Source organism: Streptomyces sp. AB3(2024) (assembly GCF_041862025.1).
Taxonomy (GTDB): Bacteria; Actinomycetota; Actinomycetes; order Streptomycetales; family Streptomycetaceae; genus Streptomyces.
In genome coordinates, this window is record NZ_JBGWAB010000061.1 from 1 (window position 1) to 26,427 (window position 26,427).

At 72.7% G+C, this 26,427-nt stretch carries 23 protein-coding genes; 11 read left to right on the forward strand and 12 right to left on the reverse strand.

What is annotated here, in order from left to right; genetic code table 11:
• Window positions 1-135 precede the first annotated feature (135 nt).
• Together ACEPPI_RS22900 and ACEPPI_RS22905 are read right to left on the reverse strand one after the other, a co-directional pair.
• Window positions 136-1,134, reverse strand: coding sequence for an SDR family NAD(P)-dependent oxidoreductase (locus tag ACEPPI_RS22900; RefSeq protein WP_373917122.1), 999 nt, complete (start codon window positions 1,132-1,134; stop codon window positions 136-138).
• Window positions 1,131-2,312 (reverse strand): glycosyltransferase, encoded by a 1,182-nt coding sequence (locus ACEPPI_RS22905; RefSeq protein WP_373917123.1) that lies wholly within the window; start codon window positions 2,310-2,312, stop codon window positions 1,131-1,133. Before ACEPPI_RS22905 ends, ACEPPI_RS22900 begins: the two co-directional genes overlap by 4 nt.
• Before the next feature lie 73 nt (window positions 2,313-2,385).
• On the opposite strand from ACEPPI_RS22905, the gene ACEPPI_RS22910 reads away from it, so the two are divergent.
• Both ACEPPI_RS22910 and ACEPPI_RS22915 read left to right on the forward strand, forming a co-directional pair.
• The gene (locus ACEPPI_RS22910; RefSeq protein WP_373917124.1) at window positions 2,386-3,069 is read left to right on the forward strand and encodes a response regulator transcription factor; all 684 of its coding nucleotides are present in this window, start codon (window positions 2,386-2,388) and stop codon (window positions 3,067-3,069) included.
• Window positions 3,066-4,445, forward strand: a complete 1,380-nt coding sequence (locus ACEPPI_RS22915; RefSeq protein ID WP_373917125.1) for a sensor histidine kinase — start codon at window positions 3,066-3,068, stop codon at window positions 4,443-4,445. The genes ACEPPI_RS22910 and ACEPPI_RS22915 overlap by 4 nt, the downstream gene beginning before the upstream one ends.
• A 20-nt stretch (window positions 4,446-4,465) precedes the next feature.
• Here the strand turns inward: ACEPPI_RS22915 and ACEPPI_RS22920 are convergent, their stop codons facing one another.
• Window positions 4,466-5,503 carry a mechanosensitive ion channel family protein gene (locus ACEPPI_RS22920; RefSeq protein WP_373917156.1) on the reverse strand — a complete coding sequence of 346 codons (1,038 nt, stop codon included), beginning with the start codon at window positions 5,501-5,503 and terminating at the stop codon, window positions 4,466-4,468.
• Window positions 5,504-5,566: 63 nt separating this feature from the next.
• Between ACEPPI_RS22920 and ACEPPI_RS22925 the strand changes: the two genes are divergently transcribed.
• The gene (locus ACEPPI_RS22925) at window positions 5,567-6,145 is read left to right on the forward strand and encodes a dienelactone hydrolase family protein (protein WP_373917126.1); all 579 of its coding nucleotides are present in this window, start codon (window positions 5,567-5,569) and stop codon (window positions 6,143-6,145) included.
• 129 nt (window positions 6,146-6,274) lie between these two features.
• Here the strand turns inward: ACEPPI_RS22925 and ACEPPI_RS22930 are convergent, their stop codons facing one another.
• The 5 genes from ACEPPI_RS22930 to ACEPPI_RS22950 all read right to left on the reverse strand — a co-directional run bounded on the left by ACEPPI_RS22930 (window position 6,275) and on the right by ACEPPI_RS22950 (window position 12,191).
• The gene (locus ACEPPI_RS22930) at window positions 6,275-7,231 is read right to left on the reverse strand and encodes a zinc metalloprotease (RefSeq protein ID WP_373917157.1); all 957 of its coding nucleotides are present in this window, start codon (window positions 7,229-7,231) and stop codon (window positions 6,275-6,277) included.
• A gap of 224 nt (window positions 7,232-7,455) precedes the next feature.
• Window positions 7,456-9,138 (reverse strand): alkaline phosphatase, encoded by a 1,683-nt coding sequence (locus ACEPPI_RS22935; protein ID WP_373917127.1) that lies wholly within the window; start codon window positions 9,136-9,138, stop codon window positions 7,456-7,458.
• A gap of 119 nt (window positions 9,139-9,257) precedes the next feature.
• Window positions 9,258-10,052 carry a DsbA family protein gene (locus ACEPPI_RS22940; protein ID WP_373917128.1) on the reverse strand — a complete coding sequence of 265 codons (795 nt, stop codon included), beginning with the start codon at window positions 10,050-10,052 and terminating at the stop codon, window positions 9,258-9,260.
• A 52-nt stretch (window positions 10,053-10,104) separates the two neighbouring features.
• The gene (locus tag ACEPPI_RS22945) at window positions 10,105-10,794 is read right to left on the reverse strand and encodes a hypothetical protein (RefSeq protein WP_373917129.1); all 690 of its coding nucleotides are present in this window, start codon (window positions 10,792-10,794) and stop codon (window positions 10,105-10,107) included.
• A gap of 62 nt (window positions 10,795-10,856) precedes the next feature.
• Complete coding sequence (locus ACEPPI_RS22950) at window positions 10,857-12,191, reverse strand: DUF2252 domain-containing protein (protein WP_373917130.1); 1,335 nt, start codon at window positions 12,189-12,191, stop codon at window positions 10,857-10,859.
• Window positions 12,192-12,357: 166 nt separating this feature from the next.
• Between ACEPPI_RS22950 and dnaE the strand changes: the two genes are divergently transcribed.
• Complete coding sequence (dnaE, locus tag ACEPPI_RS22955; RefSeq protein WP_373917131.1) at window positions 12,358-15,900, forward strand: DNA polymerase III subunit alpha; 3,543 nt, start codon at window positions 12,358-12,360, stop codon at window positions 15,898-15,900.
• Between the two features lie 102 nt (window positions 15,901-16,002).
• Here the strand turns inward: dnaE and ACEPPI_RS22960 are convergent, their stop codons facing one another.
• Window positions 16,003-16,170 (reverse strand): hypothetical protein, encoded by a 168-nt coding sequence (locus ACEPPI_RS22960; RefSeq protein WP_167456802.1) that lies wholly within the window; start codon window positions 16,168-16,170, stop codon window positions 16,003-16,005.
• A gap of 222 nt (window positions 16,171-16,392) precedes the next feature.
• Between ACEPPI_RS22960 and ACEPPI_RS22965 the strand changes: the two genes are divergently transcribed.
• Genes ACEPPI_RS22965 through ACEPPI_RS22980 form a run of 4 tightly spaced genes read left to right on the forward strand, consistent with a single transcriptional unit; the run spans window position 16,393 to window position 20,239 of the window.
• Window positions 16,393-17,712, forward strand: coding sequence for an NYN domain-containing protein (locus ACEPPI_RS22965; protein WP_373917132.1), 1,320 nt, complete (start codon window positions 16,393-16,395; stop codon window positions 17,710-17,712).
• A 28-nt stretch (window positions 17,713-17,740) separates the two neighbouring features.
• Window positions 17,741-18,778 (forward strand): ABC transporter ATP-binding protein, encoded by a 1,038-nt coding sequence (locus ACEPPI_RS22970; RefSeq protein WP_373917133.1) that lies wholly within the window; start codon window positions 17,741-17,743, stop codon window positions 18,776-18,778.
• Window positions 18,775-19,560: an ABC transporter permease gene (locus tag ACEPPI_RS22975; RefSeq protein WP_373917134.1), complete on the forward strand. Its 786-nt coding sequence runs from the start codon at window positions 18,775-18,777 to the stop codon at window positions 19,558-19,560. Before ACEPPI_RS22970 ends, ACEPPI_RS22975 begins: the two co-directional genes overlap by 4 nt.
• 34 nt (window positions 19,561-19,594) lie before the next feature.
• Window positions 19,595-20,239, forward strand: a complete 645-nt coding sequence (locus ACEPPI_RS22980) for a hypothetical protein (protein WP_373917135.1) — start codon at window positions 19,595-19,597, stop codon at window positions 20,237-20,239.
• A gap of 178 nt (window positions 20,240-20,417) precedes the next feature.
• Here ACEPPI_RS22980 and ybaK read toward each other — a convergent pair whose 3' ends face one another.
• From ybaK to ACEPPI_RS22995, 3 genes are read right to left on the reverse strand one after another with little or no spacing between them, the layout of a single operon-like run.
• A complete protein-coding gene (ybaK, locus tag ACEPPI_RS22985; RefSeq protein ID WP_356214271.1) occupies window positions 20,418-20,915 on the reverse strand; it encodes a Cys-tRNA(Pro) deacylase in 498 nt (165 codons plus the stop codon).
• A gap of 4 nt (window positions 20,916-20,919) precedes the next feature.
• Window positions 20,920-21,660: an LON peptidase substrate-binding domain-containing protein gene (locus tag ACEPPI_RS22990; protein WP_373917136.1), complete on the reverse strand. Its 741-nt coding sequence runs from the start codon at window positions 21,658-21,660 to the stop codon at window positions 20,920-20,922.
• A 34-nt stretch (window positions 21,661-21,694) separates the two neighbouring features.
• Window positions 21,695-23,284, reverse strand: a complete 1,590-nt coding sequence (locus ACEPPI_RS22995; RefSeq protein WP_373917137.1) for an oxidoreductase — start codon at window positions 23,282-23,284, stop codon at window positions 21,695-21,697.
• Between the two features lie 123 nt (window positions 23,285-23,407).
• Here ACEPPI_RS22995 and hisD point away from each other — a divergent pair, with 123 nt between their 5' ends.
• From hisD to hisB, 3 genes are read left to right on the forward strand one after another with little or no spacing between them, the layout of a single operon-like run.
• Window positions 23,408-24,730 (forward strand): histidinol dehydrogenase, encoded by a 1,323-nt coding sequence (gene hisD, locus ACEPPI_RS23000; RefSeq protein ID WP_373917138.1) that lies wholly within the window; start codon window positions 23,408-23,410, stop codon window positions 24,728-24,730.
• Window positions 24,709-25,836, forward strand: a complete 1,128-nt coding sequence (locus ACEPPI_RS23005) for a histidinol-phosphate transaminase (RefSeq protein ID WP_373917139.1) — start codon at window positions 24,709-24,711, stop codon at window positions 25,834-25,836. The genes hisD and ACEPPI_RS23005 overlap by 22 nt, the downstream gene beginning before the upstream one ends.
• A complete protein-coding gene (gene hisB / locus ACEPPI_RS23010) occupies window positions 25,833-26,426 on the forward strand; it encodes an imidazoleglycerol-phosphate dehydratase HisB (protein WP_030155936.1) in 594 nt (197 codons plus the stop codon). The genes ACEPPI_RS23005 and hisB overlap by 4 nt, the downstream gene beginning before the upstream one ends.
• The last annotated feature ends 1 nt before the right edge of the window (window position 26,427 follow it).

Here is a 26,427-nt window from a genome sequence, read left to right on the forward strand (position 1 = left end):
GGGGGGGGGGGGGGGGGGGGGGGGTGGGGGGGGGGGGGGGGGGGGGGGGGGGGGGGGGGGCGCCGCCGCCCGGGCGCGGGGCCGGGCCGCGGGGGCGGGGCGCGCCCCCCCCCCCGGGACGGGAGGCGCGCGGCACTAGACCTGGTAGCGGTCCGGTGCGAAGAGGTGCGGGTTCGCCGCGATCCAGTCGGAAGTGCGGCGCAGGCCCTCCGGCAGGGAGACCTCGGGCTTCCAGCCCGCCCATGCGCGGGCGCGGGAGTTGTCCGAGAGGAGGCGCTGGACCTCACTGCCCGAGGGGCGCAGCCGGGACGGGTCCACGACCACCTCCGCGTCCCGGCCCGAGGCCGTGATCAGCGCCTGCGCCAGGTCGCCGACGGATATCTCCTGGCCGGAGCCGAGGTTGACCACCTCGCCCAGCGCCCGGTCGCACTCCGCCACCGCGAGGAAGCCCTCGGCCGTGTCCGTCACGTACGTGAAGTCCCGGGTGGGGGACAGGGAGCCGAGGCGGACCTCGCGGGCGCCCGCGTGCAGCTGGGCCAGGATCGTCGGGATCACCGCGCGCGCCGACTGGCGCGGGCCGTAGGTGTTGAAGGGGCGCACCACCGTCACCGGCAGTTCGAAGGCGTGGTGGAAGGAGAGAGCCATCATGTCCGCGCCGATCTTCGAGGCGGAGTACGGGGACTGCGGCTGGAGCGGGTGGTCCTCCGCGATGGGCGCCGTGCGGGCCGTGCCGTAGACCTCGCTGGTGGAGGTGTGGACCAGACGGCGCACGCCGTGCCGGCGGCAGGCCTCCGCCATGTTCTGCGTGCCGGTGACGTTCGTCTGCACGTACGCACCCGGCGAGGCGTAGCTGTACGGGATCCCGATCAGCGCCGCGAGGTGGAAGACGGTGTCGCAGCCGGCCACCGCGTCGCTGACCCGGCCCGCGTCGCGGACGTCGCCCGCCCACATCTCCACCGGGCCGTCGGGGTCGGCGAGGTAGCGGGCCAGGTGGCCCTTCTCGGCGTACGGCTTGTAGTGCACGAAGGCGCGGACCCGGGCGCCCCGAGCCACCAGCAGGTCCACCAGCGTCGAGCCGATGAAGCCCTCGGCCCCGGTGACGAGGACGGTGCGGTCGGTCCAGTTCGTGGTCATGCGTGCTCCAGGGTGGGAATTTGGACGCCGGCCACGCGGAGGACCTCCGCGGCCAGCAGTTCGGCGGCCCGCGCGTGCGGGCCGGGGTCGGCGGCGCCGGCCATCGACGCCAGCCGGGCCGGGTCGGCCAGCAGCGGGCCGATGAGCGCGGCGAGGCGTTCGGCGGTGGCCTCGGCGTCGGACAGCAGCAGCCCCGCGCCCGCGTCGGACAGCACCCGGGCGTTGTGCGTCTGGTGGTCGCCCGGGGCGTGCGGGTAGGGGACGAGCACGGCCGGGACCCCGGTCGCCGCGAGCTCGGCCACCGTCGCGGAGCCCGCCCGGCACACCACCAGGTCGGCGGCCGCGTAGACGAGGTCCATGCGGTCCAGGTAAGGCACGGCCCCGGCGATCCGCCGCCCGCCCGTCGCGGTGAGGTCCGCCACCGTGTCGGGCAGCGCCGCCGGGCCCGTCTTGATCAGCAGCTGTACGTCGTCCCGCCCCTGCCAGAGCCCGGCCAGCGCGACGGCCGCCCCGGTGAGGCGTACGGCGCCCAGGCTGCCGCCGTTGAAGACCACCAGCCGTCGCCCCGGGGGGACCCGCAGGGCGTGCCGGGCCTCGGCGCGCAGCTCCGCCCGCTCCGGTCCGGGGAGGTCCGCGAGCCCCGCCAGCGCCGCGGAGATCGGCATTCCGGTGGTCAGCGCCCTCGCGCCGCCCGCCAGGTGGGCGCGGCTGCGGTCGAAGGCCACCGCGATGTGCGGGGTGAGCCGGGCGGCGAACCGGTTGGCCCGGCCGGGCACCGCGTTCGACTCGTGGATCACGGCCGGCAGCCCGGCCAGCCGGGCGCCGAGCACCGCCGGCGCGCTCGGATAGCCGCCCATGCCCACGACGGCGTGCGCGCCCTGCGCCTGGATCACCGAACGGGCCTGGTGCGCCGAGCGCAGCAGCGCCGCGGGCAGCAGGTACCGCTTCGCGCCCAGTGCCGGGTCGAAGGGGATCATGTCAACGGTGTGCAGGCGGTAGCCGGCGCCCGGTATCAGCTCGGTCTCCAGGCCCCGCTCGGTCCCGATGAACGAGACCACGGCCCGCGGGACGGCCGCGCGCAGCGCCTCGGCGAGGGCGAGCCCCGGGTAGATGTGGCCGCCGGTGCCGCCCGCACCGATCACGACGGAGAGTGCCGCAGGAGTGTGTCGAGTGGTCATGGACGCACACTCGCGGTGCGTCCTAAGAAGGTTCTAAGAGGTTCTCATCGCTTCCTTTGGCAGGCTTTGTCCTATGAGGCAGCGGATTCTGGTGGTCGACGACGAGCCCGAGGTGCGGGCCGCGGTGGAAGACGGCCTGGCCATCGAGGGGTTCGAGGTGCGCGGAGCGCCGGACGGGCTGGCCGCGCTGTCCGAGGTGGCGCGCTGGGGGCCGGACGCGGTCGTCCTGGACGTGTTGATGCCGGTGCTCGACGGGCTGGGGGTGTGCCGGCAGCTGCGTGCGATGGGCGACCGTACGCCCGTGCTCGTCCTGACCGCGCTGGACTCCGTCAGCGAACGCGTCGACGGGCTGGAGGCCGGGGCCGACGACTACCTCGTCAAGCCGTTCGCTCTGGACGAGCTGGTCGCGCGGGTGCGGGCCCTGCTGCGGCGGGCCGCCCCCGAGCCCCCGGGCGCCGCCCCGCTGGGCTTCGACGACCTCGTCCTGGACCCCGGGACCCGCACCGGCCGACGGGGCGGGCGGCTGCTGGAGTTCAGCCGGACCGAGGCCGCGCTGCTGGAACTGCTCCTGCGCCACCCCGGGCAGGTGCTTCCGCGCGAGCTGATCCTCGAACTGGTGTGGGGGCAGGACTTCGGGCCGGACTCCAACTCGCTCGCCGTGTACGTCGGCTACCTGCGCCGGAAGCTGGAGGCCGGGGGCGAGCCACGGTTGGTCCACACCGTGCACGGGGTCGGCTACCGGCTGGACACGGCGTGAAACGCGGTGACCGGCGGCGGCGCGCCGCGTCCTGGCGCAGGCGGGGCCCGCTGCGGACCCGGCTGGCGCTGTCCGTCACCGCGGCCGTGGCCCTGGTGACCGTCGTGGTGTGCGTGACCGCGCTCTTCGTCGTACGGGACGCCCTGTACTGGCAGCTCGATCTCAACCTGACCCAGTCCGCCCGGCTCGCCGCCCAGCGGCACCCCGCAGAGGTGCCCGGCACGCTGGCGGGGGAGTGCCGCTTTCTGGCCGCCCCCGCGTGCGCGGAGGTGGTGCCGGCCGACCCGGCCCAGGACCCGCCCGCGCCGGGGCTGCTGCCCGTGGCCCCGGCCGCGCGGCAGGTCGCCGCCGGCACGCGGGCCCCGTACTTCTCCAACATCACGGTGGACGGGCATCCCGCGCGGATGCTCACCACCGACTACGCCGAGGGGCGGGCCCTCCAGGTGGCGCTGCGGGCCGACAGCGTCGAGGGGGGTACGGAGGAGGCCGCCTGGTGGCTGGTCCTGACGGCGGTGGCGGGGGTGCTGCTGGCCGCCGTACTCGGCCACTGGGTGTCCCGGACCGGCCTCGCCCCGGTGACCCGGCTGACCGCGATGGCCGAGCGGATCGCCGCGACCCGGGATCCGCGGTACCGGATCGAGCTGCCGCCGCCGGGGCGGGAGGACGAGATCACGCGGCTGGCCGGGAGCTTCAACACGATGCTCGGGGAACTGGAGCAGTCGGTCACCGCGCAGCGGCGGCTCGTCGCGGACGCGTCGCACGAGCTGCGGACCCCGCTGACGGCGCTGCGGACCAACGCGGAACTGCTGGCCCGGGGCGACCGGCTGACCACGGCGCAGCGCGAGCGGGCGGCGGCCGCGCTGGGGCGCCAGCTGCGGGAGGTGACGGGGCTGGTGAACGACCTGATCGAGCTGGCGCGGGACGAGGAGCCGACGCCGCTGGTCGAACAGGTGCGGCTGGACCTCCTCGTGCGGCACTGCGCGGAGGCGGCGGGGGCGCACTGGCCCGCCGTGGAGTTCCGTGTGGAGACGGCCGAGGCGGTGGTGCCGGGGGTGCCGGCGCGGCTGAGCCGCCTGGTGGGGAACCTGCTGGACAACGCGGCGAAGTTCAGCCCGCCGGGGCTGCCGGTGGAGGTGGAGCTGACGGTCCGCGACGGCGGCGCCCCCGAGCTGACGGTCCGCGACCACGGTCCGGGCATCGCGGCGGAGGACCTGCCGTACGTCTTCGACCGCTTCTACCGGGCCGGGACCGCCCGCGCCCTGCCGGGCTCGGGACTGGGGCTGGCGATGGCCCGGCAGATCGCGCGGGCGCACGCGGCGGAACTGACGGCGCAGGCCGCACCCGGCGGCGGCGCGCTGCTGCGCCTGACGTTCTGACCGGTCCGCCCCCGACCTGGCTAGGGGCGGGGGTCGGTCTCCGAGGTCGTGACGCGGGGGAAGGCGTACGGGTGCTGGGCGGACAGCCAGGTGACCAGCTGCTCGCGCACCGTGCAGCGCAGGGTCCACACCTCGTCGGCGTTCCTCGCCGTGACGACGGCGCGCACCACGATGGTGTTCGGGGTGGTGTCGGTGACGGCGAGGGAACCGGTGCGGCCGTCCCATTCGGGGATGTCCTTGAGGAGCTCCGCGAGCTTGTCCCGCATCAGGGCGACCGGCGCCGCGTGGTCGAGGTGGAAGAAGACGGTGCCGGTGATCTCGGCGCCGCCGCGCGACCAGTTCTCGTAGGGCTTGCTGGTGAAGTACGAGACGGGCATCGTGATGCGGCGTTCGTCCCAGGTGCGGACCACGAGGAAGGTCAGGGTGATCTCCTCGACCGTGCCCCACTCCTTGTCCACGACCACGGTGTCCCCGATGCGCACGGTGTCGCCGAAGGCGATCTGGAGTCCGGCGAAGAGGTTGCCGAGGGTGGACTGGGCGGCGATGCCGGCCACGATGCCGAGGACGCCGGCCGAGGCCAGCATCGAGGCGCCGGCCACCCTCATGGCGGGGAAGGTCAGCAGCATCGCGGCGACCGAGACCACCACCGCCACGGCGACGAGCACCCGCTGGATCAGGGTGACCTGGGTGCGCACGCGCCGGACCCGGGCTTCGTTGGGGTGGGAGGCGGCGTAGCGGGAGTAGACGGAGTCCACGACCGCCGTGGCGATCCGGACGAGGAGCCAGGCGGTCGAGGCGATCATCAGCAGGGCCAGGACGTGACCGACGGCGGCCCGGTGGGCGGGGAAGACGCCCGCCCGCCGGTACGAGGCCTGCAGCAGGCCCGTGGCCAGGACCAGCCGGAAGGGCGGGACGCAGCGGCGCAGCAGCTCCCACAGCGGGGTCTCGGTGTGCCGGGCGTCCGCCTTGCGCAGCAGCAGGTCGAGCAGCCACCCGGCGAGCAGGGTGAGGACCAGCACGGCCGCGAGGGCCACGACGGGACGCAGGACGTTCTCCATCTCCATACCCAGAACCTAACCGCGACGGGTCCCGCCACTCCCGCCTTCGCCGTGAATGGCACGATGGGAGGCATGAACATCGTGCTCTTCCATTCGACGTACGGGCTGCGGCCCGCGGTGCACGCGGCGGCCGACCGGCTGCGCGCGGCCGGGCATCAGGTCCAGGTGCCCGACCTCTTCGAGGGGCGTACGTTCGCGACCGTCGAGGAGGGGATGGCCCACCAGGACGAGGTCGGCCGCGACGAGCTGCTCAAGCGGGCGGTCCTGGCCGTGGCGCCGTACTCCGACCGGGGTCTGGTCTACGCCGGTTTCTCCTACGGCGGCTCCGTCGCCCAGCACCTGGCGCTGGCCGACGACAAGGCGCGCGGACTGCTGCTCCTGCACGGCACGGCGGACCTGGACGAGGACGCCTCGGCCGATGAGCTGCCGGTGCAGCTGCACGTCGCCGACCCGGACCCCTTCGAGCCGCACGACTGGCTGACCGCCTGGTACCTGCGGATGCGGCGGGCCGGGGCGGACGTGGAGGTGCACACCTATCCGGGGGCCGGTCACCTGTTCACGGACCCGGACCTGGACGACTACGACGCGGAGGCGGCGGAGGAGACCTGGAAGGTCGCGCTCGGCTTCCTCGACAGTCTGTAGGAAGCGGGCCTGTAGGACGCGGGTCCGCGGGACGGACGCGGGCAGGGCCCCCGGCGGTGATGCCGGGGGCCCTGCCGGTCGCGCGGGAGGCGCGGTGGAGCGGATGGAGCGGGGAGGACCGGCCGCGGGTCAGGCGCGGTAGGCCGTCCACATGCTCTTCATGCGCGACACCTGGCCGGCCGTGAACTGGTACATGCAGGAGTCGTACGTGTAGTCCATGAAGTTGTGGATCGGGTCGGCGCCCGGCGCGGTGCAGGTGTCGCGCCCGGTCGGGCACTCGAAGGCCGCGCTGGCCTCGGCCGGGGTGTCGGAGACCGAGTCGCCGCTGCCCGAGCAGCCGCCCTGGAAGGTGTGGTACAGACCCATCCAGTGGCCGACCTCGTGGGTGGCGGTGTCGCCCTCGTTGTAGTTGGTGGCGGAGCCGCCGGGCAGCGAGGAGTTGAGGATGACGACGCCGTCCATCTTGGGCGCCGAGGCGTAGGAGCTGGGGAAGGTCGCCCAGCCCAGGAGCCCGCCGCCGAGGTTGGCGGTGTAGAGGTTGAGCGCGTTCTTGCCGCCCTTGCGCAGGGCGTTCTTCATGTCCTTCTCGGCCTTGGTGCCGTCCGAGACGTTGTACCAGGTCGAGTTGTCGGTGTAGTCGGTCCCGGCCAGGCTGAACTGGTAGCCGGAGTTGACGTTGCCGGTGCCCTGGCCCGCATAGGCCGCGTTGAGGACCGAGATCTGGTTGTTGATCTGGGCGGCCGTCAGCTTGCCGGTGGTGCCGGAGGTGATGACGTGCACGTAGACCGGGATGGTCGTGACGGCGGCCGCCGCGCCGGCGCGCATGCCCTCGCTCTGCTGCGGGGAGAGCTGGAGCTGGGCGAGCTTCTTCTTCAGGTCGGCGTCCATGGACTTGACCTGGGCGTCGCTGACCTCGTTGGGGTCGGCCGCGTGGTGGTCCTTGGGGCGCGCCACCCGGGCGTTGGCAGGGGCGGAGCCCTGCTCGGCACAGACCTCGGCGGGGGTCTTCGCCGCGGCGGCGGCGACCGTGGTCGGGGCCGTCAGCGGGGCGAAGGCCAGGGTGGAGGCCAGGACGGCCGTGCCCATGAGGCGGCGGCGGAGCAGGGGGGATATGCGGGCAACAGCGCGCACGTTGACTCCTCGCGAAGCGTGGTGGGGGGTGAGGTATTTCCTCACGCTGGCCGGAAGCTTACGTGTGCATGTCATTCAGTTGGCAAGTACCCGGAGGTTAAAGATTTGTTGCCGATGGTGCGGTAGGGGCCCCTGGTCTTGCGCCAGAAACCCCTACCGACAGCAGATTTGACGGTACGTCAGAAAACCGGGCGGTCGGCCCGCTCCACCTTCTGCGTGCCGTTCAGCGTGCGGTACGAGCGCTCCCAGGAGGAGGTCGCGTCCTGCCGCCGCTTGTCCGAAACCACGTGGTAGTCCATCTGCGAGCGCTCGGCCGTCACGTCCAGGACGCCGTATCCGTGGGCGTCCATGTCCACCCACTTCACGTGCCAGTTCGCGGCCTTGACGGCCGATTCCGCGACCAGCGACAGGGTGTCCGGCAGGACGTGCAGCGTGTCGTCGAGGTTGTCGGAGGTCACCGAGGTCACCACGAACTCGGTCGCCGCCGTGCCCGAACCCGGGTACGTCGCCTTCTCCACCGGGAGCTCGTTCGCGAACGACATGTGGATGTCGCCGGTCAAGAACACCGTGTTCTTGATGTTCTTTTCCTTCAAGTGGCCCAGGAGTTCCCTGCGGTCGTCCGTGTAGCCGTCCCACTGATCCACATTGATCGCTATTCCACCCTCGGGCAGGCCGAGCAGCTTGGTGAGCGGCTTCAGCAGGTGCGCGGGCAGCGCGCCGAAGGCCAGCGGCGAGATCATCACCGAGGTGCCCACCAGCTGCCAGGTCGCGTTCGAGGAGGCCAGGCCCGCCTTGAGCCAGTCCAGCTGGGCCCGTCCGGTGATGGTGCGCTCGGGGTCGTCCACCGAGCCGCTTCCGACCTTCGCCTGCTGCGAACGGAAGCTGCGCAGGTCCAGCAGGTGCAGGTCGGCGAGGGTGCCGAAGCGCAGCCGCCGGTAGACGGTACCCGCGATGGAGGGGCGGACGGGCATCCACTCGAAGTAGGCCTGCTTGGCGGCGGCCGCGCGGGCCGCCCAGTCGCCCTCGGCGCCGGGGGTGTGGTTCTCCGCGCCGCCGGACCAGGAGTCGTTGGCGAACTCGTGGTCGTCCCAGATGGCGACGATCGGGTGCGCCGCGTGCAGGGCCTGGAGGTCGGCGTCCGTCTTGTACTTGCCGTGCCGGGTGCGGTAGTCGGCCAGCGAGACGATCTCGTTGCGGGGCTCGTGCGGGCGCACGACGTACTTGGCCTCCGGGTAGGTCCCGGTGGCGTACTCGTATATGTAGTCGCCGAGGTGCAGGACCGCGTGCAGGTCGCTGCGGGCGGCCAGGTGCCGGTACGCCGAGAAGTACCCCGACTCCCAGTTGGCGCAGGACACCACGCCGAAGCGCACGCCGGGGGTGCGGGTGTCGGCGGCCGGGGCGGTCAGGGTCCGCCCGGCCGGGGAGACCGTGGCGCCGGCGGTGAACCGGTACCAGTACGGGGTCTGCGGGCGCAGTCCGCGCACGTCGGCCTTGACGGTGTGGTCGCCGGCGGCGCGGGCGGTGACGGAACCGCTCGCGACGATCCGGGAGAAGGCCTTGTCCTCGGCCACCTCCCAGCCCACCGCGGTGTCGGGGCCGAGGCCGGAGCCGGGGACGGACTCCGCGGTCGGGGTGACGCGGGTCCACAGCAGGATCCCGTCGGGCAGCGGGTCGCCCGAGGCGACGCCGTGCAGGAAGGCGGGGGCGGATCCGGCCGCGTGGGCGGCGGGGGCGCCGAGCGCGGCGATCGGCGCGAGCGCGGCCGTGGCGGCGGCGGCCAGGACGACCGAACGGCGGCGCGGATGTGCCGGGCGGGCGGCCGTGGCGGCGCCGTCGGCGGAGGGGGTGAGATGACTGGTCACGGGCGGTCATATTACTGATCAGTATTCAGCCAGGAACAGTCTCGAAAAGGGAACGGGTGGGCGAACTCTGGGAGTTCACCCACCCGTTGTCCGCACAATTGCGGCCGGATGCGGACGGATCAGCCGGCCAGGGCCTTGTCGATCGCGGCCGTGAACGCCTCCGGCGTCGCCGGGGTGTCGATCTTCTTGCCGTCCATCTTCAGCGTCGGGGTGCCCGTCACCCCGGACTTGTTGAAGGCCTTCGACATGTCCATCGCCCACCGGTCGTACGTACCGTCCTCGACGGCCTTCTTGAACTCGGCGTTGCCCTTGAGCGCCGGAACCGTGTCCGCGGCCTTGATCAGGTAGTCGTCCTTGGCGAAGCTGTCGACGCTCTCGTCGGGGTGCAGGGCCTTGGAGTACAGCGCGGCCTTGTAGTCGAGGAAGGCCTGCGGGCTGACGTTCAGCGCCGCGCCCAGCGCGCTCAGCGCGTTCTTGGAGCCCTCGCCCTTGGACGCGTTGTCGATGAAGGTGGCGCCGAAGTACCGGAGCTTGTACTTGCCGGCGTCGACGTCCTTCTTGACCTGCTCGCCGGACGACTGCTCGAAGGCGGCGCACGCCGGGCAGCGGGAGTCCTCGTAGATCTCCAGGGTCTTCTTGGCCTCGGGCTTGCCGATGACGACGGTCAGGCCGTCCGCGCCCTCGGTGTTCTTCGGCTTGACCAGGGTGGCGTCGGCGGCCTTCTCCCAGTAGCCGGGCTCGTTGCCCTTGACGACCAGGTAGCCGACGCCCGCCGCCAGGGCCAGGACGGCGACGATCCCGCCGGCCACGAACACCTGGCGGCGGGCCTTGTCCTTCTTGGCCTGCTTCTCGCGCTCGGCGCGCAGCTTCTCGCGGGCGGCGGCCTTGTTCTGCTGGCTGTTGCGTGAGCTCATGACGATCTCCGTGGGACGTGGAAGGACGGGGGAAGGGACTGCCGTACGTGTGTCAGGCGCTCGCGAGCGCCGCGCGTACGGGAGGTCCCCTCCGTCCCACGGAATGCGCCGGGAAGCGGGTACGGGCACCCGCGCCCGGGAACGGCCGGCGCGGCGCCCGCCCGGCGGGCCCGGCGCCCGCCGTCACCGAGGCGACCGCCAGCAGCAGCGGCCGGAACGCCAGGGCGGCCACCGCGCGCAGCAGCCGGGCCAGGGCCCGCTCGCCGTGCCGCAGCCACGCGGCGGCCAGCAGCCCGACGCCGACGTGTCCGCCCAGCAGCAGCCAGGGCGTCCACGGCCCGGGGGCGGCCAGCAGGGCGGCGGGGTCGCCGACGGGGCCGGCCACGGTGGTCAGCGAGCCGCCCACCGGGGTGCCGCCGCACAGCTCGTCCAGGCCCAGCGCGTGCAGCGGCCCGGAGACCGGACCGCCCGCGGGGCCGTAGCAGACGCGCTGCCCGGCGGTGAAGACCGTGTCGGCGGCCAGTTCCAGCGGGACCAGCAGCCCGGCGATCGGTCCGAAGCCGCGCTCGCGGCCCGCCAGCGCGAACGCGATCGCGAAGACCCCCGCGAAGGCCCCGGCGGCCAATGCGGGCGGCAGCGGGACCCGGGACAGGAGCACGTGGGAGCCCGCCGAGAGCAGCACGACGAGCGCGCTGAACAGCGCGGCCCTCAGTGCCCTCGGTCCTGCCCCTGATATGTCCATCGTCGCGAGTCTTTCATGCCTCCCTGTGAATCCAGGGCCCCGGGGCCGTCGCGGTCCCGGACCTACGGCATGATCCGGCCGTTGCGGAACAGGTCCACGAAGATCTGGTGGTCGGCCCGCGCCCGGGCCCCGTAGGCGTGCGCGAAGTCCACCAGGAGCGTCGCGAAGCCCTCCTCGTCGGCGGCGATCGCCGCGTCGATGGCCCGCTCGGTGGAGAAGGGGACCAGGGAGTGGCCGCTCTCCGCGGCGTCGGCCGCCGCGTGCATGGTGGCCGTGGCCCGGCCCAGGTCCGCGACGACCGACGCGATCTCCTCCGGGTCGTCCAGGTCGGACCAGTCCAGGTCCACCGCGTACGGGGAGACCTCCGCGACCAGCTGCCCGGCCCCGTCCAGCTCCGTCCAGCCCAGCCACGGGTCGGCGTGTGCCTGGAGGGCGCGCTGCGAGATCACCGTGCGGTGGCCCTCGTGCTCGAAGTACTCGCGCACCGACCGGTCGGTGATGTGCCGGGACACGGCCGGGGTCTGCGCCTGCTTGAGGTAGATCACGACGTCGTTCTCCAGCGCGTCGCTGTGGCCCTCCAGCAGGATGTTGTACGAGGGCAGGCCGGCCGAGCCGATGCCCACGCCCCGGCGGCCCACGACGTCCTTGACCCGGTAGGAGTCCGGGCGGACCAGGGACTCCTCGGGCAGGGTCTCCAGGTACCCGTCGAAGGCGGCCAGCACCTTGTACCGGGTGGCCGCGTCCAGCTCGATCGCGCCCCCGCCGTCGGAGAAGCGGCGCTCGTGGTCGCGGATCTCCGTCATCGAGTCCAGCAGGGAGAAACGGGTGCGGGAGCGGGCCGAGCGCAGGGCGGAGAGCAGCGCGCCCTCGGCGGTGTCCAGGGTGAAGGAGGGAACCACGTCCTCGTAGCGGGCCCGGCCCCCTGTGGCCAGGTGGTGGATGCGCTCCCGGTAGGCGTCCGCGTAGACCCGCACCAGCTCGCTGATCTGGTCGTCGCCGAGGGCCTTGGTGTAGCCGATCAGGGCGACGGAGGCGGCGAAGCGCTTCAGGTCCCAGGTGAAGGGGCCGACGTAGGCCTCGTCGAAGTCGTTGACGTTGAAGACGAGCCGGCCGTTGGAGTCCATGTACGTGCCGAAGTTCTCGGCGTGCAGGTCGCCGTGGATCCACACCCGGCCCGTCTGCTCGTCCAGGTACGGGCCGCCGTGCCGGTCGTGCTCCAGGTCGGCGTAGAAGAGGCAGGCGGTGCCCCGGTAGAAGGCGAAGGCCGAGGCCGCCATCTTCCGGAACTTGACCTGGAAGGCGGCGGGGTCGGCCGCGAGCAGCTCTCCGAAGGCTGTGTCGAACACGTCGAGTATCTGCTCGGCGCGCTGCTCGTCGGTCGTCTCGGGTACCGCCATGGCGGATCCTCCTGATGGCGCTGGTCGATCACGTACGGGATCGCATTTCGGACAGGTGTCCTTGGGTCTGCAACGGATGAAGGTACCGGTCGGTGCCCCGTTTGTGTCAGCCGGGAGACGTAGGATTCAAAGCTGCCGCCCCTCTCTCCCCCCGGAGGCTCCCACCGTGACCAAGACGCCGTTCACGCACCTGCACGTCCACACCCAGTACTCGCTGCTGGACGGTGCCGCGCGGCTGAAGGACATGTTCAACGCGTGCAACGAGATGGGCATGACGCACATCGCGATGTCCGACCACGGCAACCTCCACGGGGCGTACGACTTCTTCCACACCGCCCAGAAGGCCGGGATCACCCCGATCATCGGCATCGAGGCATATGTCGCACCGGAGTCCCGGCGCAACAAGCGGCGCATCCAGTGGGGCCAGCCCCACCAGAAGCGCGACGACGTGTCCGGTTCCGGTGGCTACACCCACAAGACCATCTGGGCCTCGAACGCCACCGGCCTGCACAACATCTTCCGGCTGTCCTCCGACGCGTACGCCGAGGGCTGGCTCACGAAGTGGCCGCGGATGGACAAGGAGACCATCAGCAAGTGGTCGGAGGGGCTGATCGCCTCCACCGGCTGCCCGTCCGGCGAGGTGCAGACCAGGCTGCGCCTCGGCCAGTTCGACGAGGCCGTGCAGGCCGCCTCCGACTACAAGGACATCTTCGGCGAGGGCCGCTACTTCCTGGAGCTGATGGACCACGGCATCGAGATCGAGCGCCGGGTCCGCGACGGGCTGCTGGAGATCGGCAAGAAGCTCGGCATCCCGCCGCTGGTCACGAACGACTCGCACTACACGTACGCGAGCGAGGCCACCGCGCACGACGCCCTGCTCTGCATCCAGACCGGCAAGAACCTCTCGGATCCGGACCGCTTCCGCTTCGACGGCACCGGCTACTACCTCAAGTCGACCGACGAGATGTACGCGATCGACTCCTCGGACGCCTGGCAGGAGGGCTGCGCCAACACGCGGCTGGTCGCGGACCAGATCGACACCGAGGGCATGTTCACGTTCCGGAACCTGATGCCGAAGTTCGACATCCCGGAGGGCCACACCGAGGTCAGCTGGTTCCGCGAGGAGACCATGCGCGGCATGAACCGCCGCTACCCCGGGGGCATCCCGGACGACCGGATGCAGCAGGCCGAGTACGAGATGGACACGATCATCTCGATGGGCTTCCCGGGCTACTTCCTCGTGGTCGCCGACTTCATCATGTGGGCCAAGAACCAGGGCATCGCGGTGGGTCCGGGCCGAGGCTCCGCGGCCGGTTCGATCGTCGCGTACGCCATGGGCATCACCGACCTCGACCCGATCACCCACGGCCTGATCTTCGAGCGCTTCCTGAACCCCGAGCGCGTCTCCATGCCCGACGTCGACATCGACTTCGACGAGCGTCGGCGCGTCGAGGTGATCAGGTACGTGACCGAGAAGTACGGCGCCGACAAGGTCGCCATGATCGGCACGTACGGCACGATCAAGGCCAAGAACGCGATCAAGGACTCCGCGCGCGTCCTGGGCTACCCCTACGCCATGGGCGACCGCCTCACCAAGGCCATGCCCGCCGACGTCCTCGGCAAGGGCATCCCGCTCTCCGGCATCCTCGACCCGCAGCACCCCCGCTACGGCGAGGCCGGCGAGATCCGCGGGATGTACGAGAACGAGCCGGACGTGAAGAAGGTCATCGACACCGCCCGCGGCGTCGAGGGCCTGGTCCGCCAGATGGGCGTGCACGCCGCCGGCGTCATCATGTCCAGCGAGACGATCACCGACCACGTGCCCGTCTGGGTGCGGCACACCGACGGCGTCACCATCACCCAGTGGGACTACCCGAGCTGCGAGTCGCTCGGCCTGCTGAAGATGGACTTCCTGGGCCTGCGCAACCTCACGATCATGGACGACGCCGTCAAGATGGTGAAGGCCAACAAGGGGATCGACATCGATCTCCTGGCCCTCCCGCTCGACGACCCCAAGACCTTCGAACTGCTCGGCCGCGGCGACACCCTCGGCGTCTTCCAGTTCGACGGCGGCCCCATGCGCTCCCTGCTGCGCCTGATGAAGCCCGACAACTTCGAGGACATCTCCGCCGTCTCGGCCCTGTACCGGCCGGGCCCGATGGGCATGAACTCGCACACGAACTACGCCCTGCGCAAGAACAAGCAGCAGGAGATCACCCCGATCCACCCGGAGCTGGAGGGGCCGCTCGAAGAGGTGCTCGCGGTCACCTACGGCCTGATCGTCTACCAGGAGCAGGTCCAGAAGGCCGCCCAGATCATCGCCGGGTACTCGCTCGGCGAGGCCGACATCCTGCGCCGCGTGATGGGCAAGAAGAAGCCCGAGGAACTGGCGAAGAACTTCGTCATCTTCGAGGAGGGCGCCAGGGGCAAGGGCTTCAGCGACGCGGCGATCAAGGCGCTCTGGGACGTCCTGGTCCCCTTCGCCGGCTACGCCTTCAACAAGGCCCACTCGGCCGCGTACGGCCTGGTCTCCTACTGGACCGCCTACCTCAAGGCGAACTTCCCGGCCGAGTACATGGCGGGGCTCCTCACCTCGGTCAAGGACGACAAGGACAAGTCCGCGATCTACCTGAACGAGTGCCGGCGCATGGGCATCAAGGTGCTCCCGCCGAACGTCAACGAGTCCGAGCCGAACTTCGCCGCCCAGGGCGACGACGTGATCCTCTTCGGCCTCACCGCCGTGCGCAACGTCGGCCAGAACGTCGTCGAGTCGATCATCAAGACCAGGAAGAGCAAGGGGAAGTACTCCACCTTCCCCGACTTCCTGGACAAGGTCGAGGCCGTCGTCTGCAACAAGCGCACCGTCGAGTCGCTGATCAAGGCCGGAGCCTTCGACGAGATGGGCCACACCCGCAAGGGCCTGGTCGCCCACCACGAGCCGATGATCGACAACGTGGTCGCCGTCAAGCGCAAGGAGGCCGAGGGACAGTTCGACCTCTTCGGCGGAATGGGTGACGAGGGCGCGAGCGACGAGCCCGGCTTCGGCCTCGACGTGGAGTTCTCCGACGTGGAGTGGGAGAAGTCCTACCTGCTCGCACAGGAGCGCGAGATGCTCGGCCTGTACGTCTCCGACCACCCGCTCTTCGGCCTGGAGCACGTCCTCTCCGACAAGACCGACGCCGGGATCTCCCAGCTGACCGGCGGCGAGCACTCCGACGGCGCCGTCGTCACCATCGGCGGCATCATCTCCGGCCTCCAGCGCAAGATGACCAAGCAGGGCAACGCCTGGGCCATCGCCACCGTCGAGGACCTCGCCGGATCCATCGAGTGCATGTTCTTCCCCGCGACGTACCAGCTCGTCTCCACCCAGCTGGTCGAGGACACGGTCGTCTTCGTCAAGGGCCGCCTCGACAAGCGCGAGGACGTCCCCCGGCTCGTCGCCATGGAGATGATGGTCCCCGACCTCTCCTCCGCCGGGACCAACGCCCCCGTCGTCCTCACCATCCCGACCGTCAAGGTCACCCCGCCGATGGTGACCCGTCTGGGCGAGATCCTGCGCCACCACAAGGGCAACACCGAGGTGCGGATCAAGCTCCAGGGGCCGCGGACCACCACCGTGCTGCGCCTGGACCGGCACCGGGTCCAGCCCGACCCGGCGCTCTTCGGCGACCTCAAGGTGCTCCTCGGCCCCTCCTGCCTGGCCGGCTAGACCGTAGGGGCCCGCGGACGCAGGAGCGGACCCGCGGCCACGCGCGAGCGAGGGCGCGCCCGGAGATCCGGGCGCGCCCTCGCGCGTACCTGGGCGGCGGCGTCAGTTGTGGCCGAAGCGCTTCTGCTTGCCCTTGTGGGCCATGTCCAGCGGGCTCGGCGACTGGGAGGAGCGCTCGTCCGGCGCGGACTCCATCGACGCCTTCGACGGATCCTGCGCCGATCGCGGCTGCTGCTTGGCCGGCTGCTTCTGGTTCTTGTTCTTGGCCATGGGATGCCTCCGTGGGGGGTGTAGGGGCCAGGGCCGCCTTCACACTCACACACCCGCACAAACCACGCATTTTGGATCATTACTGCGCGTAGTGGAGCCCCTCGTCCGGCCCGCCGGGAGATCCGCCACGCCGATGATCGAGTTCCGGCCGTCAACACCCTTGCGGTCGGGCAGACTCGGGGAAAACCTAACGAGTACCCCCTGGGAACCCCACGGAAGAGGGTGGAACGCGTGGACCGCTGCGTCGTCCTGGTGGACGCCGGATACCTGCTCGGCGCCGCCGCGAGCCTCCTCGCCGGAGAGCCCTCCCGCTCCCGCATCACCGTCGACCACACCGCCCTCATCCAGGGCCTGCGCGAGCGGGCCGAGGCCGACACCGAGCAGCCCCTCCTGCGGATCTACTGGTTCGACGGAGCCCCCGACCGGGTGCCGCAGCCCGAACACCGCCGGCTGCGCGTCATGCCCCGGGTCACCGTCCGCCTCGGCGCCCTGACCCGCAGCGACGGCCGCTGGGCGCAGAAGGGCGTGGACGCCGCCATGCACGCCGAACTCACCGAACTCGCCCGCAACCGGGCCTGCTCCGACGTGGTCCTGGTGACCGGCGACGGCGACCTGCTCCCCGGCCTGATGTCCGCCAAGGAGCACGGGGTCGCCGTCCACCTGTGGGCCGTCCAGGCCGCCGACGGGGACTACAACCAGTCCGAGGACCTCGTCGCCGAAGCCGACGAACGCCGCGTCCTGGACCGGGCCTGGATCACCCGGGCCGTCCGCGCCCGCGACCTCGCCGGGCTCTGCCCCCCGCCGCCCGCCCCGCGCCCCGAGATCGCCGCGATCCTCTCCGCGCCCCTGCCCGAGGCGGCCCTCGCCGAAGCCGCCCGCAACGGCAACGGCGCCGCCGCGGTCACCGCCGACGGGGAAGCCCCCGGGAACCCCCCGAACGGAGCACCCGTACCGGCGCCCGCCACCGAAGGCGCCAAGCCCGTCCCCACCCCCAAGGACCTCGCCTCGCTGCGCGCCCCCGGCCCGGCCCCGGCCGAGCGGCAGGTCCAGAGCGCCCCGGCCCCGGCCGGCAGCGCCCTGCGCTGGTCCTCCGACCGGGGCTGGATCGACCGCGCCGGACCGCTCGGCGAACCGGCGGAGACCGCCTCGCTGCCCACCCTCGCCCAGCTCACCAGCGCCGAACAGCGCTGGGCGGACCGCGAGGAGGACATCACCACCGTCGGCGGCGACCCGTTCGAGGTGGGCCAGGTGTTCGCCCGCCGCTGGATGGAACGGCTCCCGGAGACCGTCCACCTGCAGAAACTCGCCACCATGTACCCGCGCGTCCCGCACCGCATCGACGGGGAGCTGCTCCGCTACGCCGCCCGGTTCGGACTCCTCGCGCACAAGGACGACCAGATCGACGAACACGACCGCTACGCCATCCGCGCCGGGTTCTGGCGCGAGATCGACGTCCGCGCGGCGGCCGAGCACGTCGGCGCCGCACCGGGTCCGGCGGGCACCCCGGTGCCCTCCGGCCCGCCGACCCCGGCGGCCGAGTAGGGGCGGAAGCCGCGTAGGCTGCTCCCTCGTGAGTACGGGCACAGCACAGGCAGGGCACCCCACGGCAGCGGCCGCCGGAGCGGCTTCCGACGTGGTCTGCGCGGTGCGTGACCTGGTCAAGACGTACCCGGCGGTGCGCGGCCGGCGCGGCGCCCCCGCCCTGCCCGGGATCCGGGCCAACGACGGGATCTCCCTGGAGGTCCGGCGCGGCGAGATCTTCGGCCTGCTCGGCCCCAACGGCGCCGGCAAGTCCACCCTGGTCCGCCAGCTGACCGGTCTGATGCGGCCCGACGAGGGCACCGTCACCCTCCTCGGCCACGACCTCGTACGCCACCCCGAGCGGGCCGCCCGCCTCCTCGCCTACCTCGGCCAGGAGTCCACCGCCCTCGACGAGCTCACCGTCTCCCTGGCCGCCGAGACCACCGGCCGGCTGCGCGGACTCGCCGCGCGCGACGCGCGGACCGCGCGGGACGAGGTGCTGGAGGAACTGGGGCTGACCGCGATCGCCGGGCGCCCCCTGAAGAAGCTCTCCGGCGGCCAGCGCCGCCTCGCCTGCTTCGCCTCGGCCCTGGTCGGCGAGCGGCCCGTGCTCGTCCTCGACGAGCCCACCACCGGCATGGACCCCGTCGCCCGGCGCGCCGTGTGGGCCGCCGTGGACCGGCGCCGCGAGCGCCACGGCGCCACCGTCCTGCTGGTCACCCACAACGTCATCGAGGCCGAGACCGTCCTCGACCGGGTCGCCGTCATCGACCAGGGCAAGGTCATCGCCTGCGACACCCCCGCCGGGCTCAAGGCCCGCGTCTCCGACGAGGTCCGCCTGGAGCTGGTGTGGCGCACCGCCCCGCCGCTGGAGGTCCCCGAGGTCGCGGAGCTCGCCCCGCGGGCGGCCGAGTCCGGGCGGCGCTGGGTGCTGCGGCTGGGCCAGGACGAGGCCCGCACCGCCGTCGCCGCCGTCACCGGCGGCCCGGCCTTCGCCGCCCTCGACGATTTCACGTTGGCCACGCCGAGCCTGGAGGACGTCTACCTCGCGCTGGGTGGACGGATGAAGGGTCTGGTCAAGTCGTGACCGACGTCGCTGCCGCGGTACCCGGGGTGCTCGCGCCCCGCGCCCGCTTCTTCCCCGCGCTCGCCGCCGTCTACCGTGCCCAGCTGTCCCGGGCGCGCGTGGCGCGGATCCCGCTGCTGTTCGTGGCCACCTTCCAGTCCGTCGGGATCATGATCCTGATGCGGGGCGTGGTCGACGGGGGTGGCGGCTCCGAGGCGCGGGCCGTCGTCGCCGGCTCGTCCGTGCTGGTGGTCGCCTTCGTCGCGCTGAACCTGCTCGCGCAGTACTTCGGGCAGCTCCGGGCGAGCGGCGGGCTGGACCACTACGCCACCCTGCCGGTGCCGCCCGCCTCGGTGGTGCTGGGCGCGGCCGCCGCGTACGCCTCCTTCACCCTGCCGGGGACCCTGGTCACGGCCGTCTTCGGCTGCGCGCTGTTCGGGCTGCCGATGGGCGGGCTGTGGATCCTGGCCGCCGTGGTGCCGCTCGCCGGGGCCGCCCTCGCCGGGCTCGGCGCGGCGCTGGGGCTGCTCGCCCCGCGCCAGGAGCTGGCCACGCTGGCCGGGCAGCTGGGCATGTCGGCGGCGCTGCTGCTGGGGGTGCTGCCGCCGGAGCGGATGCCCGGCCTCGTCGTCTGGGCGCGGGACCTGCTGCCGTCCACCTACGGGGTGCAGGCCTTCGCGGAGACCTTCGCCCCGCACCCGCACTGGTCGGCGGTCGCCCTCGACCTCGGGGTGTGCGGGGCCGTCGGGCTGCTGTCCCTGACCGTCGCCACCTGGGCCTACCGGCGGGCGGCGGTCCGCTGACGCCGTCGCCGGGCGTACCTGGCACGATGTGGGGGTGACCGAAGCCGTGACGCCGCCGTCGTCTCCCTCCGACCTCCCCGACCTCCCGAAGCCGGAGGCCGCCGTGACCCCGGCGGACATCCGTGACGGGGCCGCCGTCGCCCTCGTGGTGGGCGTGGCCGGGGTACTCCTCGGGCTGCTGTGGGTGTGGCTCGCGCCGCGCGTCCAGTACGTATCCAACGGCGAGGCCGTCTTCCTGCGCGACACCGAGAGCGAGGCGCGGATCGGGGCCGACGGGACGTTCTTCCTGCTGGCGCTGGGGTTCGGGGTGCTGAGCGCGCTCGGGGTGTTCCTGTGGCGGCGGCGCGGGGGCGTACCCCTGGTGATCGGGCTGGCCCTCGGGTCGGGCTTCGCCGCGCTGGTGGGGTGGCGGCTGGGGCTGTGGCTCGGACCGGGCTCCGACGTGCCGGCTGCCGCCGCGAAGGCCGGCAAGGGAGTGCCGTTCGACGCGCCGCTGCAGGTGCTGGCGTACGGGGTGCTGCTGGTCTGGCCGATGACGGCCGTCGCCGCCCACCTCGGGCTGACCGCCGTCTGGGGTCCGCGGGACCCGTCGCCGTCCGCCGAGTGGTACGGGACCTACCCACCGCCCCACGTCCACGCGGACCCGACTCCATCGGAACCCCCGCGCGCCACGTCCTGACCCACCGGGCGCCCGGCTGCCGCTGCGCGGAGCCGTTCCCCGACCCGCCCTTCCACCGTTCCCCGGGCTCCGCCCGGACCCGTTCGGGGGCTCCGCCCCCGGACCCCCGCGGAGCGCCGTGCAGTGGGTCGCACCCGGCACGGACAACCGCTCCACCGATCCGGTTCAGCCGGCCAGGCTAAGGGCGGGCGACCGGGGCCACCGTGGCCCCCGTGAGGGTGGTCAGGGCGGTGGGGGAGAGCTCGACCTCCAGGCCCCGGCGGCCCGCCGAGACGCAGATCGTGGGGTGCGCGGAGGCGGACGCGTCCAGCACCGTGCGCAGCCGCTTGCGCTGCCCCAGCGGGGAGATCCCGCCCCTGACGTAGCCGGTGGTGCGCTCCGCCAGCGCGGGGTCGGCCATCGCCGCCCGCTTCCCGCCCACCGCGCCCGCCAGGGCCTTCAGGTCCAGCGAGCCCGAGACCGGGACCACCGCCACCGTGAGGACCCCGTCGACGTCCGCGACGAGCGTCTTGAAGACCCGGTCCGGGGAGACGCCCATGGCCTCGGCGGCCTCCTCCCCGTAGGAGGGGTGGGCCGGGTCGTGCTCGTAGGCGTGCGTGGTGAAGTCCACCCCGGCCGCGGTCAGGGCGACGATCGCCGGAGTGCCCGCCGTCTGCTGCTTCTGCTTCTTCGCCATGCCTTCAGTTCGGGCTCGTCGGGGCGCGGGTCAGGTCCACCGCGGGGAGGGACGGGAGGTGCCGGATCACCGCCGTCTCGGCGCGCAGCAGCTTCAGCTCCTCCGCCAGGCGCGTCGCGGTGTCCGGGGCCTGCAGGAGGCGCTGCTTGGCCGGGATGTCCAGCACGGCGGCGGCCGCCACCAGGTAGGAGACCACCGAGGGCTCGTCCGGCAGGTCCGGCGTCGAGGCCAGGGTGCGCTCGCGGGCCCCGGCCAGGCGCTTCTGGTAGCTGCGGAAGGCCCGCAGGACCCCCTCCGAGAGGGCGCCCGCACCGTCGCCCGCGTCCTCCGCGAGCTCCTCCAGCTCGGCGACCAGGAACGGCCCCGACGCGTCGACCGACAGCAGCCGCACCCGCGTCGTGCCGGTGGCCAGCACCTCGAACGTGCCGTCCTCCCGCTCCCGGATCGTCGCCGCGTCCGCGACGCAGCCCACCCGGTGGAACGCCTGGATCGGGTCCGCGCCGAAGCCCGCCGCCGGACCCCGCGCGGGCAGCGCCGTCGGGTCGGGCAGGCCGGGCGCGGTGGGGGCCACCTCCCGGCCGTCGCGGATCGCGACGACGGCGAACCGGCGCGGCTCGTCCTCCCCGGTCTTCAGCAGCTCGCGCATCATGGCGCGATACCGCTCCTCGAAGATGTTGAGCGGCAGCACGAGGCCCGGGAACAGAACCTGGTTCAGCGGGAAGAGGGGCAGGCGAACGGTGGTCACGAGGCACAGGGTAGTGGCCGGACGGCCCGGGCCGTCACCCCCGCCGCAGCAGCCGGGACGCGCCCGCGGCCACCGTCGTGGCCAGGATCCAGCCCAGCAGGACGAGGGCCGCCGCGGCCCACTGCCAGCCGCCCTGCACCTTCCACTGGCCCTCCTGACCGAGATCGATCACCGGCAGCAGCAGATCGAGCGCGTACAGGGCGGCGTTCCACTGTGGGTGCTCGTCCGCCTTGAGCGGCTCGGGCCGGTGGCCGGAGAACAGCAGGGCGCCGGCCGCCCACAGCACCGCCATCCACAGCGCCGCCCGCCCCGGCCGGTAGCCGTACACCACCGTCCAGTCCTGCACGTACCCCCAGGCCCTGGCGGCGGGCGGCAGGGTGCTCCGGCGCCGCCGGTGCTTGGCGACCAGCACCTCGCGGGCGTCCGCGTCCTCCCCGCCGTCCCGCAGTACGGACGCGAGCCGCTCGTAGGGCTCCGGGGAGTACTCGGGGGTGGCCGCCGCCACCCAGTCGAGGCGGCGGGCGAGCGGGAAGTGGCCCCGCGGGGCGAGGTTCTCGTAGACGAAGCCCTCCATGGACAGCCGGCCGGGGCCGGGCCAGCTCGTGGAGCGGTCGACCAGCTTGACCACCTTCGCCCCCGACACCACCACCCGGCCCCGCTCCGGCGCCTCGCCGACGAAGCGGAACTCCGGGGTCTGGATCCGCCGGAGGGAGACCTCCTGGTCGGGCCGGAGGTCGAACCGGGCCCCGTAGAAGTCGACGGAGTCCCCGAAACGGCCGTCGTCCAGCCGCATCCCGCCCCGGCACTCGAAGTGCCGCTCCGGCCCGCCGCGCGTGGGGGTCTGGGCCCAGTCGTACGGGCGGGCCGGATCGGGCGCCTCGCGGGGCAGGCCGACGGAGGTCAGGTACAGGGTCCGCTCGACGGTCAGGGTCGGGGCGTTCAGCGCGCGCCGGCCGTCCGGGTTGCGCAGCCGCGCCCCGCGCAGGCTCATCGAGGCGCCCACCTTCGCCCCGCGCAGGCTCACCTCCCCGTAGGTCTCCACCAGGTCGGCCTGGACGTCCTGCGCGACGGCCATCCCGTCGGCGGCGATCGCCCGCCCCCGGTTGTCCCGCAGGAAGACGGCCTGGCTGATCAGCAGGTCGGTGCCGATCTGCGCGTCGGTCAGCCGGATCCCGCGCGCCACCCGGCAGCGCGCCAGGTGCAGGTCCCCCTCGGTGTGCAGCCGGGCCGCCTCGATGCGCGGGACGGCGCAGTTGTCCAGCCGCAGGGTGCCGAAGCGGGTCTCGGAGAGCTGGATCTCGCCGTCGAAGCGGCACGCCCGGATCTCGACGTACGGGGGCACCGTGCCGCCGGACAGGTCGAGGCGCCCGGTGATCTGCGCGCCGCGCAGCTTCAGGCATCCGACGCGGCCCGGGACGGGCTCGGGTCCGGCCAGCAGGAGCAGGGCGACGACCTCCGCCCGGACCCGGCGCTCGGGACCCCACTCCGCGTCGCCGTGCGGGTCGTCCAGCTCGGCCACCCGGGCACTGAGGTCACAGACGGTGCCCGCCCGGAAGGTCTGCCACATGCGGTGTTCGGCGTCGGTCAGGTCAGCCGGTCGCCCGTCCACCTGCGTTTCGGTCATGGCAGCCCCCCGCTGTCACGTGCGTGTACGGGAAACGCTACGGGGCGGCCGTGACGTCCGGGACGTGTATCAGCCAGTGATACGGGCGAACGGTGGTGGGAGCCGGTCTGAGAGAATTGGGACGTGATCTCTCGTATCGACCTGCGCGGTGACACCCTCCCCGAGGGTGGCGCCCTGCGCGATCTGCTGCCCCGTGCCGAGTTCGACGTGGAAGCCGCACTGGAGAAAGTGCGGCCCATCTGCGAGGACGTCCATCATCGTGGCACGGCGGCGCTGATCGAGTACGCGCGGAAGTTCGACGGGGTGGAGCTGGAGCAGGTCAGGGTGCCCGCCGAGGCGATCAAGGCCGCCCTCGACGCGCTGGACCCGGCGGTCCGCGCCGCCCTGGAGGAGTCCATCCGGCGCGCCCGGATCGTGCACCGGAGCCAGCGCCGCACCGAGCACACCACCCAGGTGGTCCCGGGCGGCACCGTGACGGAGAAGTGGGTTCCGGTCGAGCGCGTGGGCCTGTACGCCCCGGGCGGCCGCTCCGTGTACCCGTCCTCCGTCGTGATGAACGTCGTACCGGCCCAGGAGGCGGGCGTCGAGTCGATCGCGCTGGCGTCCCCGCCGCAGAAGGAGTTCGGCGGCCTGCCGCACCCGACGATCCTCGCCGCGTGCGCGCTGCTCGGCGTGGACGAGGTGTACGCGGCCGGCGGCGCCGTCGCCGTCGCGATGTTCGCGTACGGCACGGAGGACTGCCTCCCGGTCAACATGGTCACCGGCCCCGGCAACATCTGGGTCGCCGCCGCCAAGCGCTACTTCACCGGGAAGATCGGCATCGACACCGAGGCCGGCCCCACCGAGATCGCGGTCCTCGCGGACTCCACGGCCGACCCGGTCCACGTCGCCGCCGACCTGATCAGCCAGGCCGAGCACGACCCGCTGGCCGCCGCCGTGCTCGTCACGGACTCCGAGGAGCTCGCGGCCGCCGTCGAGAAGGAGCTGGAGCCGCAGGTCGCGGCCACCAAGCACGTCGAGGACCGGATCAAGCCCGCCCTCGCGGGCAGGCAGTCCGCGATCGTCCTGGTCGACAGCCTGGAGGACGGCCTCAAGGTCGTCGACGCGTACGGCGCCGAGCACCTGGAGATCCAGACCGCCGACGCCGCCGCGTGGGCCGCCCGCGTCCGCAACGCCGGCGCGATCTTCGTCGGCCCCTGGGCCCCGGTCTCCCTCGGCGACTACTGCGCCGGCTCGAACCACGTGCTGCCCACCGGCGGCTGCGCCTGCCACTCCTCCGGCCTGTCCGTGCAGTCCTTCCTGCGCGGCATCCACATCGTCGACTACACGCGGGACGCCCTCGCCGAGGTCACCCACCACGTGGTGACCCTCGCCGAGGCCGAGGACCTGCCCGCGCACGGCGCGGCCCTCAAGGCCCGCTTCGGATGGAAGGTGCCCACCCAGTGAGTTTCGGGATCGACGACCTCCCCATCCGGGACGAACTGCGCGGCAAGACCCCGTACGGCGCCCCCCAGCTCGACGTACCCGTCCAGCTGAACACCAACGAGAACCCGTACGAGCTCCCCGAGGAGCTGGTCCGGCGCATCGCCGAGCGCGTGGCCGACGCCGCCCGCACCCTCAACCGCTACCCCGACCGGGACGCGGTCGAGCTGCGCACCGCGCTCGCCGCCTACCTCACCCGTACCGGCAGGCACCCCGTCGCCAAGGAGAACGTCTGGGCCGCCAACGGCTCCAACGAGGTCCTCCAGCAGCTGCTCCAGACCTTCGGCGGCCCCGGGCGCACCGCGATGGGCTTCGAGCCCTCGTACTCGATGCACGCGCTGATCGCCCGCGGCACGGGCACGGGCTGGATCTCCGGCCCGCGCCGGGACGACTTCACCATCGACGTGGCCGCCGCCGAGCGGGCCATCGCTTCGAGCGCCCCCGACGTCGTCTTCATCACCTCGCCCAACAACCCCACCGGCACCGCGGTCGAGGCCGAGACGGTCCTCGCCCTGTACGAGGCCGCGCAGGCGGCCAAGCCGTCCCTGGTCGTCGTGGACGAGGCGTACGTGGAGTTCAGCCACCGGGACTCGCTCCTGCCGCTGATCGAGGGCCGCCCCAACCTGGTGGTCTCCCGGACCATGTCCAAGGCCTTCGGCGCCGCCGGCCTGCGCCTGGGCTACCTGGCCGCGCACCCCGCCGTGGTCGACGCCGTCCAGCTGGTGCGCCTGCCGTACCACCTGTCGGCCGTCACCCAGGCGACCGCACTGGCCGCCCTGGAGCACACCGACACCCTGCTCGGCTACGTCGAGCAGCTCAAGGCCGAACGGGACCGCCTCGTCACCGAGCTGCGGGCCATCGGCTACGAGGTCACCGAGTCCGACGCGAACTTCATCCAGTTCGGGAAGTTCGACGACTCGCACACCGCCTGGCAGAAGATCCTCGACCAGGGCGTCCTGGTCCGGGACAACGGCGTACCGGGCTGGCTGCGGGTCACCGCCGGCACCCCGGCCGAGAACGACGCGTTCCTGGAAGCGGTTCGCGCACTGAAGAAGGAGCAGCAGGCATGAGCCGCATCGGACGGGTCGAACGGACCACGAAGGAGACCTCGGTCCTCGTCGAGATAAACCTCGACGGCACCGGCAAGGTCGACGTCTCGACCGGCGTGGGCTTCTACGACCACATGCTCGACCAGCTGGGCCGCCACGGACTCTTCGACCTCACCGTCAAGACCGACGGCGACCTGCACATCGACAGCCACCACACCATCGAGGACACCGCCCTCGCGCTGGGCGCCGCCTTCAAGCAGGCCCTCGGCGACAAGGTCGGCATCTACCGCTTCGGCAACTGCACCGTGCCGCTGGACGAGTCCCTCGCCCAGGTGACCGTCGACCTCTCCGGCCGCCCCTACCTCGTGCACACCGAGCCCGAGAACATGGCGCCGATGATCGGCGAGTACGACACGACGATGACCCGGCACATCTTCGAGTCCTTCGTGGCGCAGGCCCAGATCGCCCTGCACATCCACGTCCCGTACGGCCGCAACGCCCACCACATCGTGGAGTGCCAGTTCAAGGCCCTCGCCCGGGCCCTGCGCTACGCCGCGGAGTTCGACCCGCGCGCCGCCGGGATCCTGCCCTCCACGAAGGGCGCCCTCTAGC

Excerpts from the sequence above, each read along its gene's own strand:
- ACEPPI_RS22910 (WP_373917124.1), top strand. The coding sequence starts at position 2,386 with ATGAGGCAGCGGATTCTGGTGGTCGACGACGAGCCCGAGGTGCGGGCC.
- hisB (WP_030155936.1), top strand. The coding sequence starts at position 25,833 with ATGAGCCGCATCGGACGGGTCGAACGGACCACGAAGGAGACCTCGGTC.
- ACEPPI_RS22925 (WP_373917126.1), top strand. The coding sequence starts at position 5,567 with ATGGGAGGCATGAACATCGTGCTCTTCCATTCGACGTACGGGCTGCGG.
- ACEPPI_RS22950 (WP_373917130.1), bottom strand. The coding sequence starts at position 12,191 with ATGGCGGTACCCGAGACGACCGACGAGCAGCGCGCCGAGCAGATACTC.
- ACEPPI_RS22945 (WP_373917129.1), bottom strand. The coding sequence starts at position 10,794 with ATGGACATATCAGGGGCAGGACCGAGGGCACTGAGGGCCGCGCTGTTC.
- ACEPPI_RS23005 (WP_373917139.1), top strand. The coding sequence starts at position 24,709 with ATGGAAGGTGCCCACCCAGTGAGTTTCGGGATCGACGACCTCCCCATC.
- ACEPPI_RS22960 (WP_167456802.1), bottom strand. The coding sequence starts at position 16,170 with ATGGCCAAGAACAAGAACCAGAAGCAGCCGGCCAAGCAGCAGCCGCGA.
- ybaK (WP_356214271.1), bottom strand. The coding sequence starts at position 20,915 with ATGGCGAAGAAGCAGAAGCAGCAGACGGCGGGCACTCCGGCGATCGTC.
- ACEPPI_RS22900 (WP_373917122.1), bottom strand. The coding sequence starts at position 1,134 with ATGACCACGAACTGGACCGACCGCACCGTCCTCGTCACCGGGGCCGAG.
- ACEPPI_RS22920 (WP_373917156.1), bottom strand. The coding sequence starts at position 5,503 with ATGGAGAACGTCCTGCGTCCCGTCGTGGCCCTCGCGGCCGTGCTGGTC.
- ACEPPI_RS22940 (WP_373917128.1), bottom strand. The coding sequence starts at position 10,052 with ATGAGCTCACGCAACAGCCAGCAGAACAAGGCCGCCGCCCGCGAGAAG.
- ACEPPI_RS22930 (WP_373917157.1), bottom strand. The coding sequence starts at position 7,231 with ATGGGCACGGCCGTCCTGGCCTCCACCCTGGCCTTCGCCCCGCTGACG.
- ACEPPI_RS22905 (WP_373917123.1), bottom strand. The coding sequence starts at position 2,312 with ATGACCACTCGACACACTCCTGCGGCACTCTCCGTCGTGATCGGTGCG.
- ACEPPI_RS22995 (WP_373917137.1), bottom strand. The coding sequence starts at position 23,284 with ATGACCGAAACGCAGGTGGACGGGCGACCGGCTGACCTGACCGACGCC.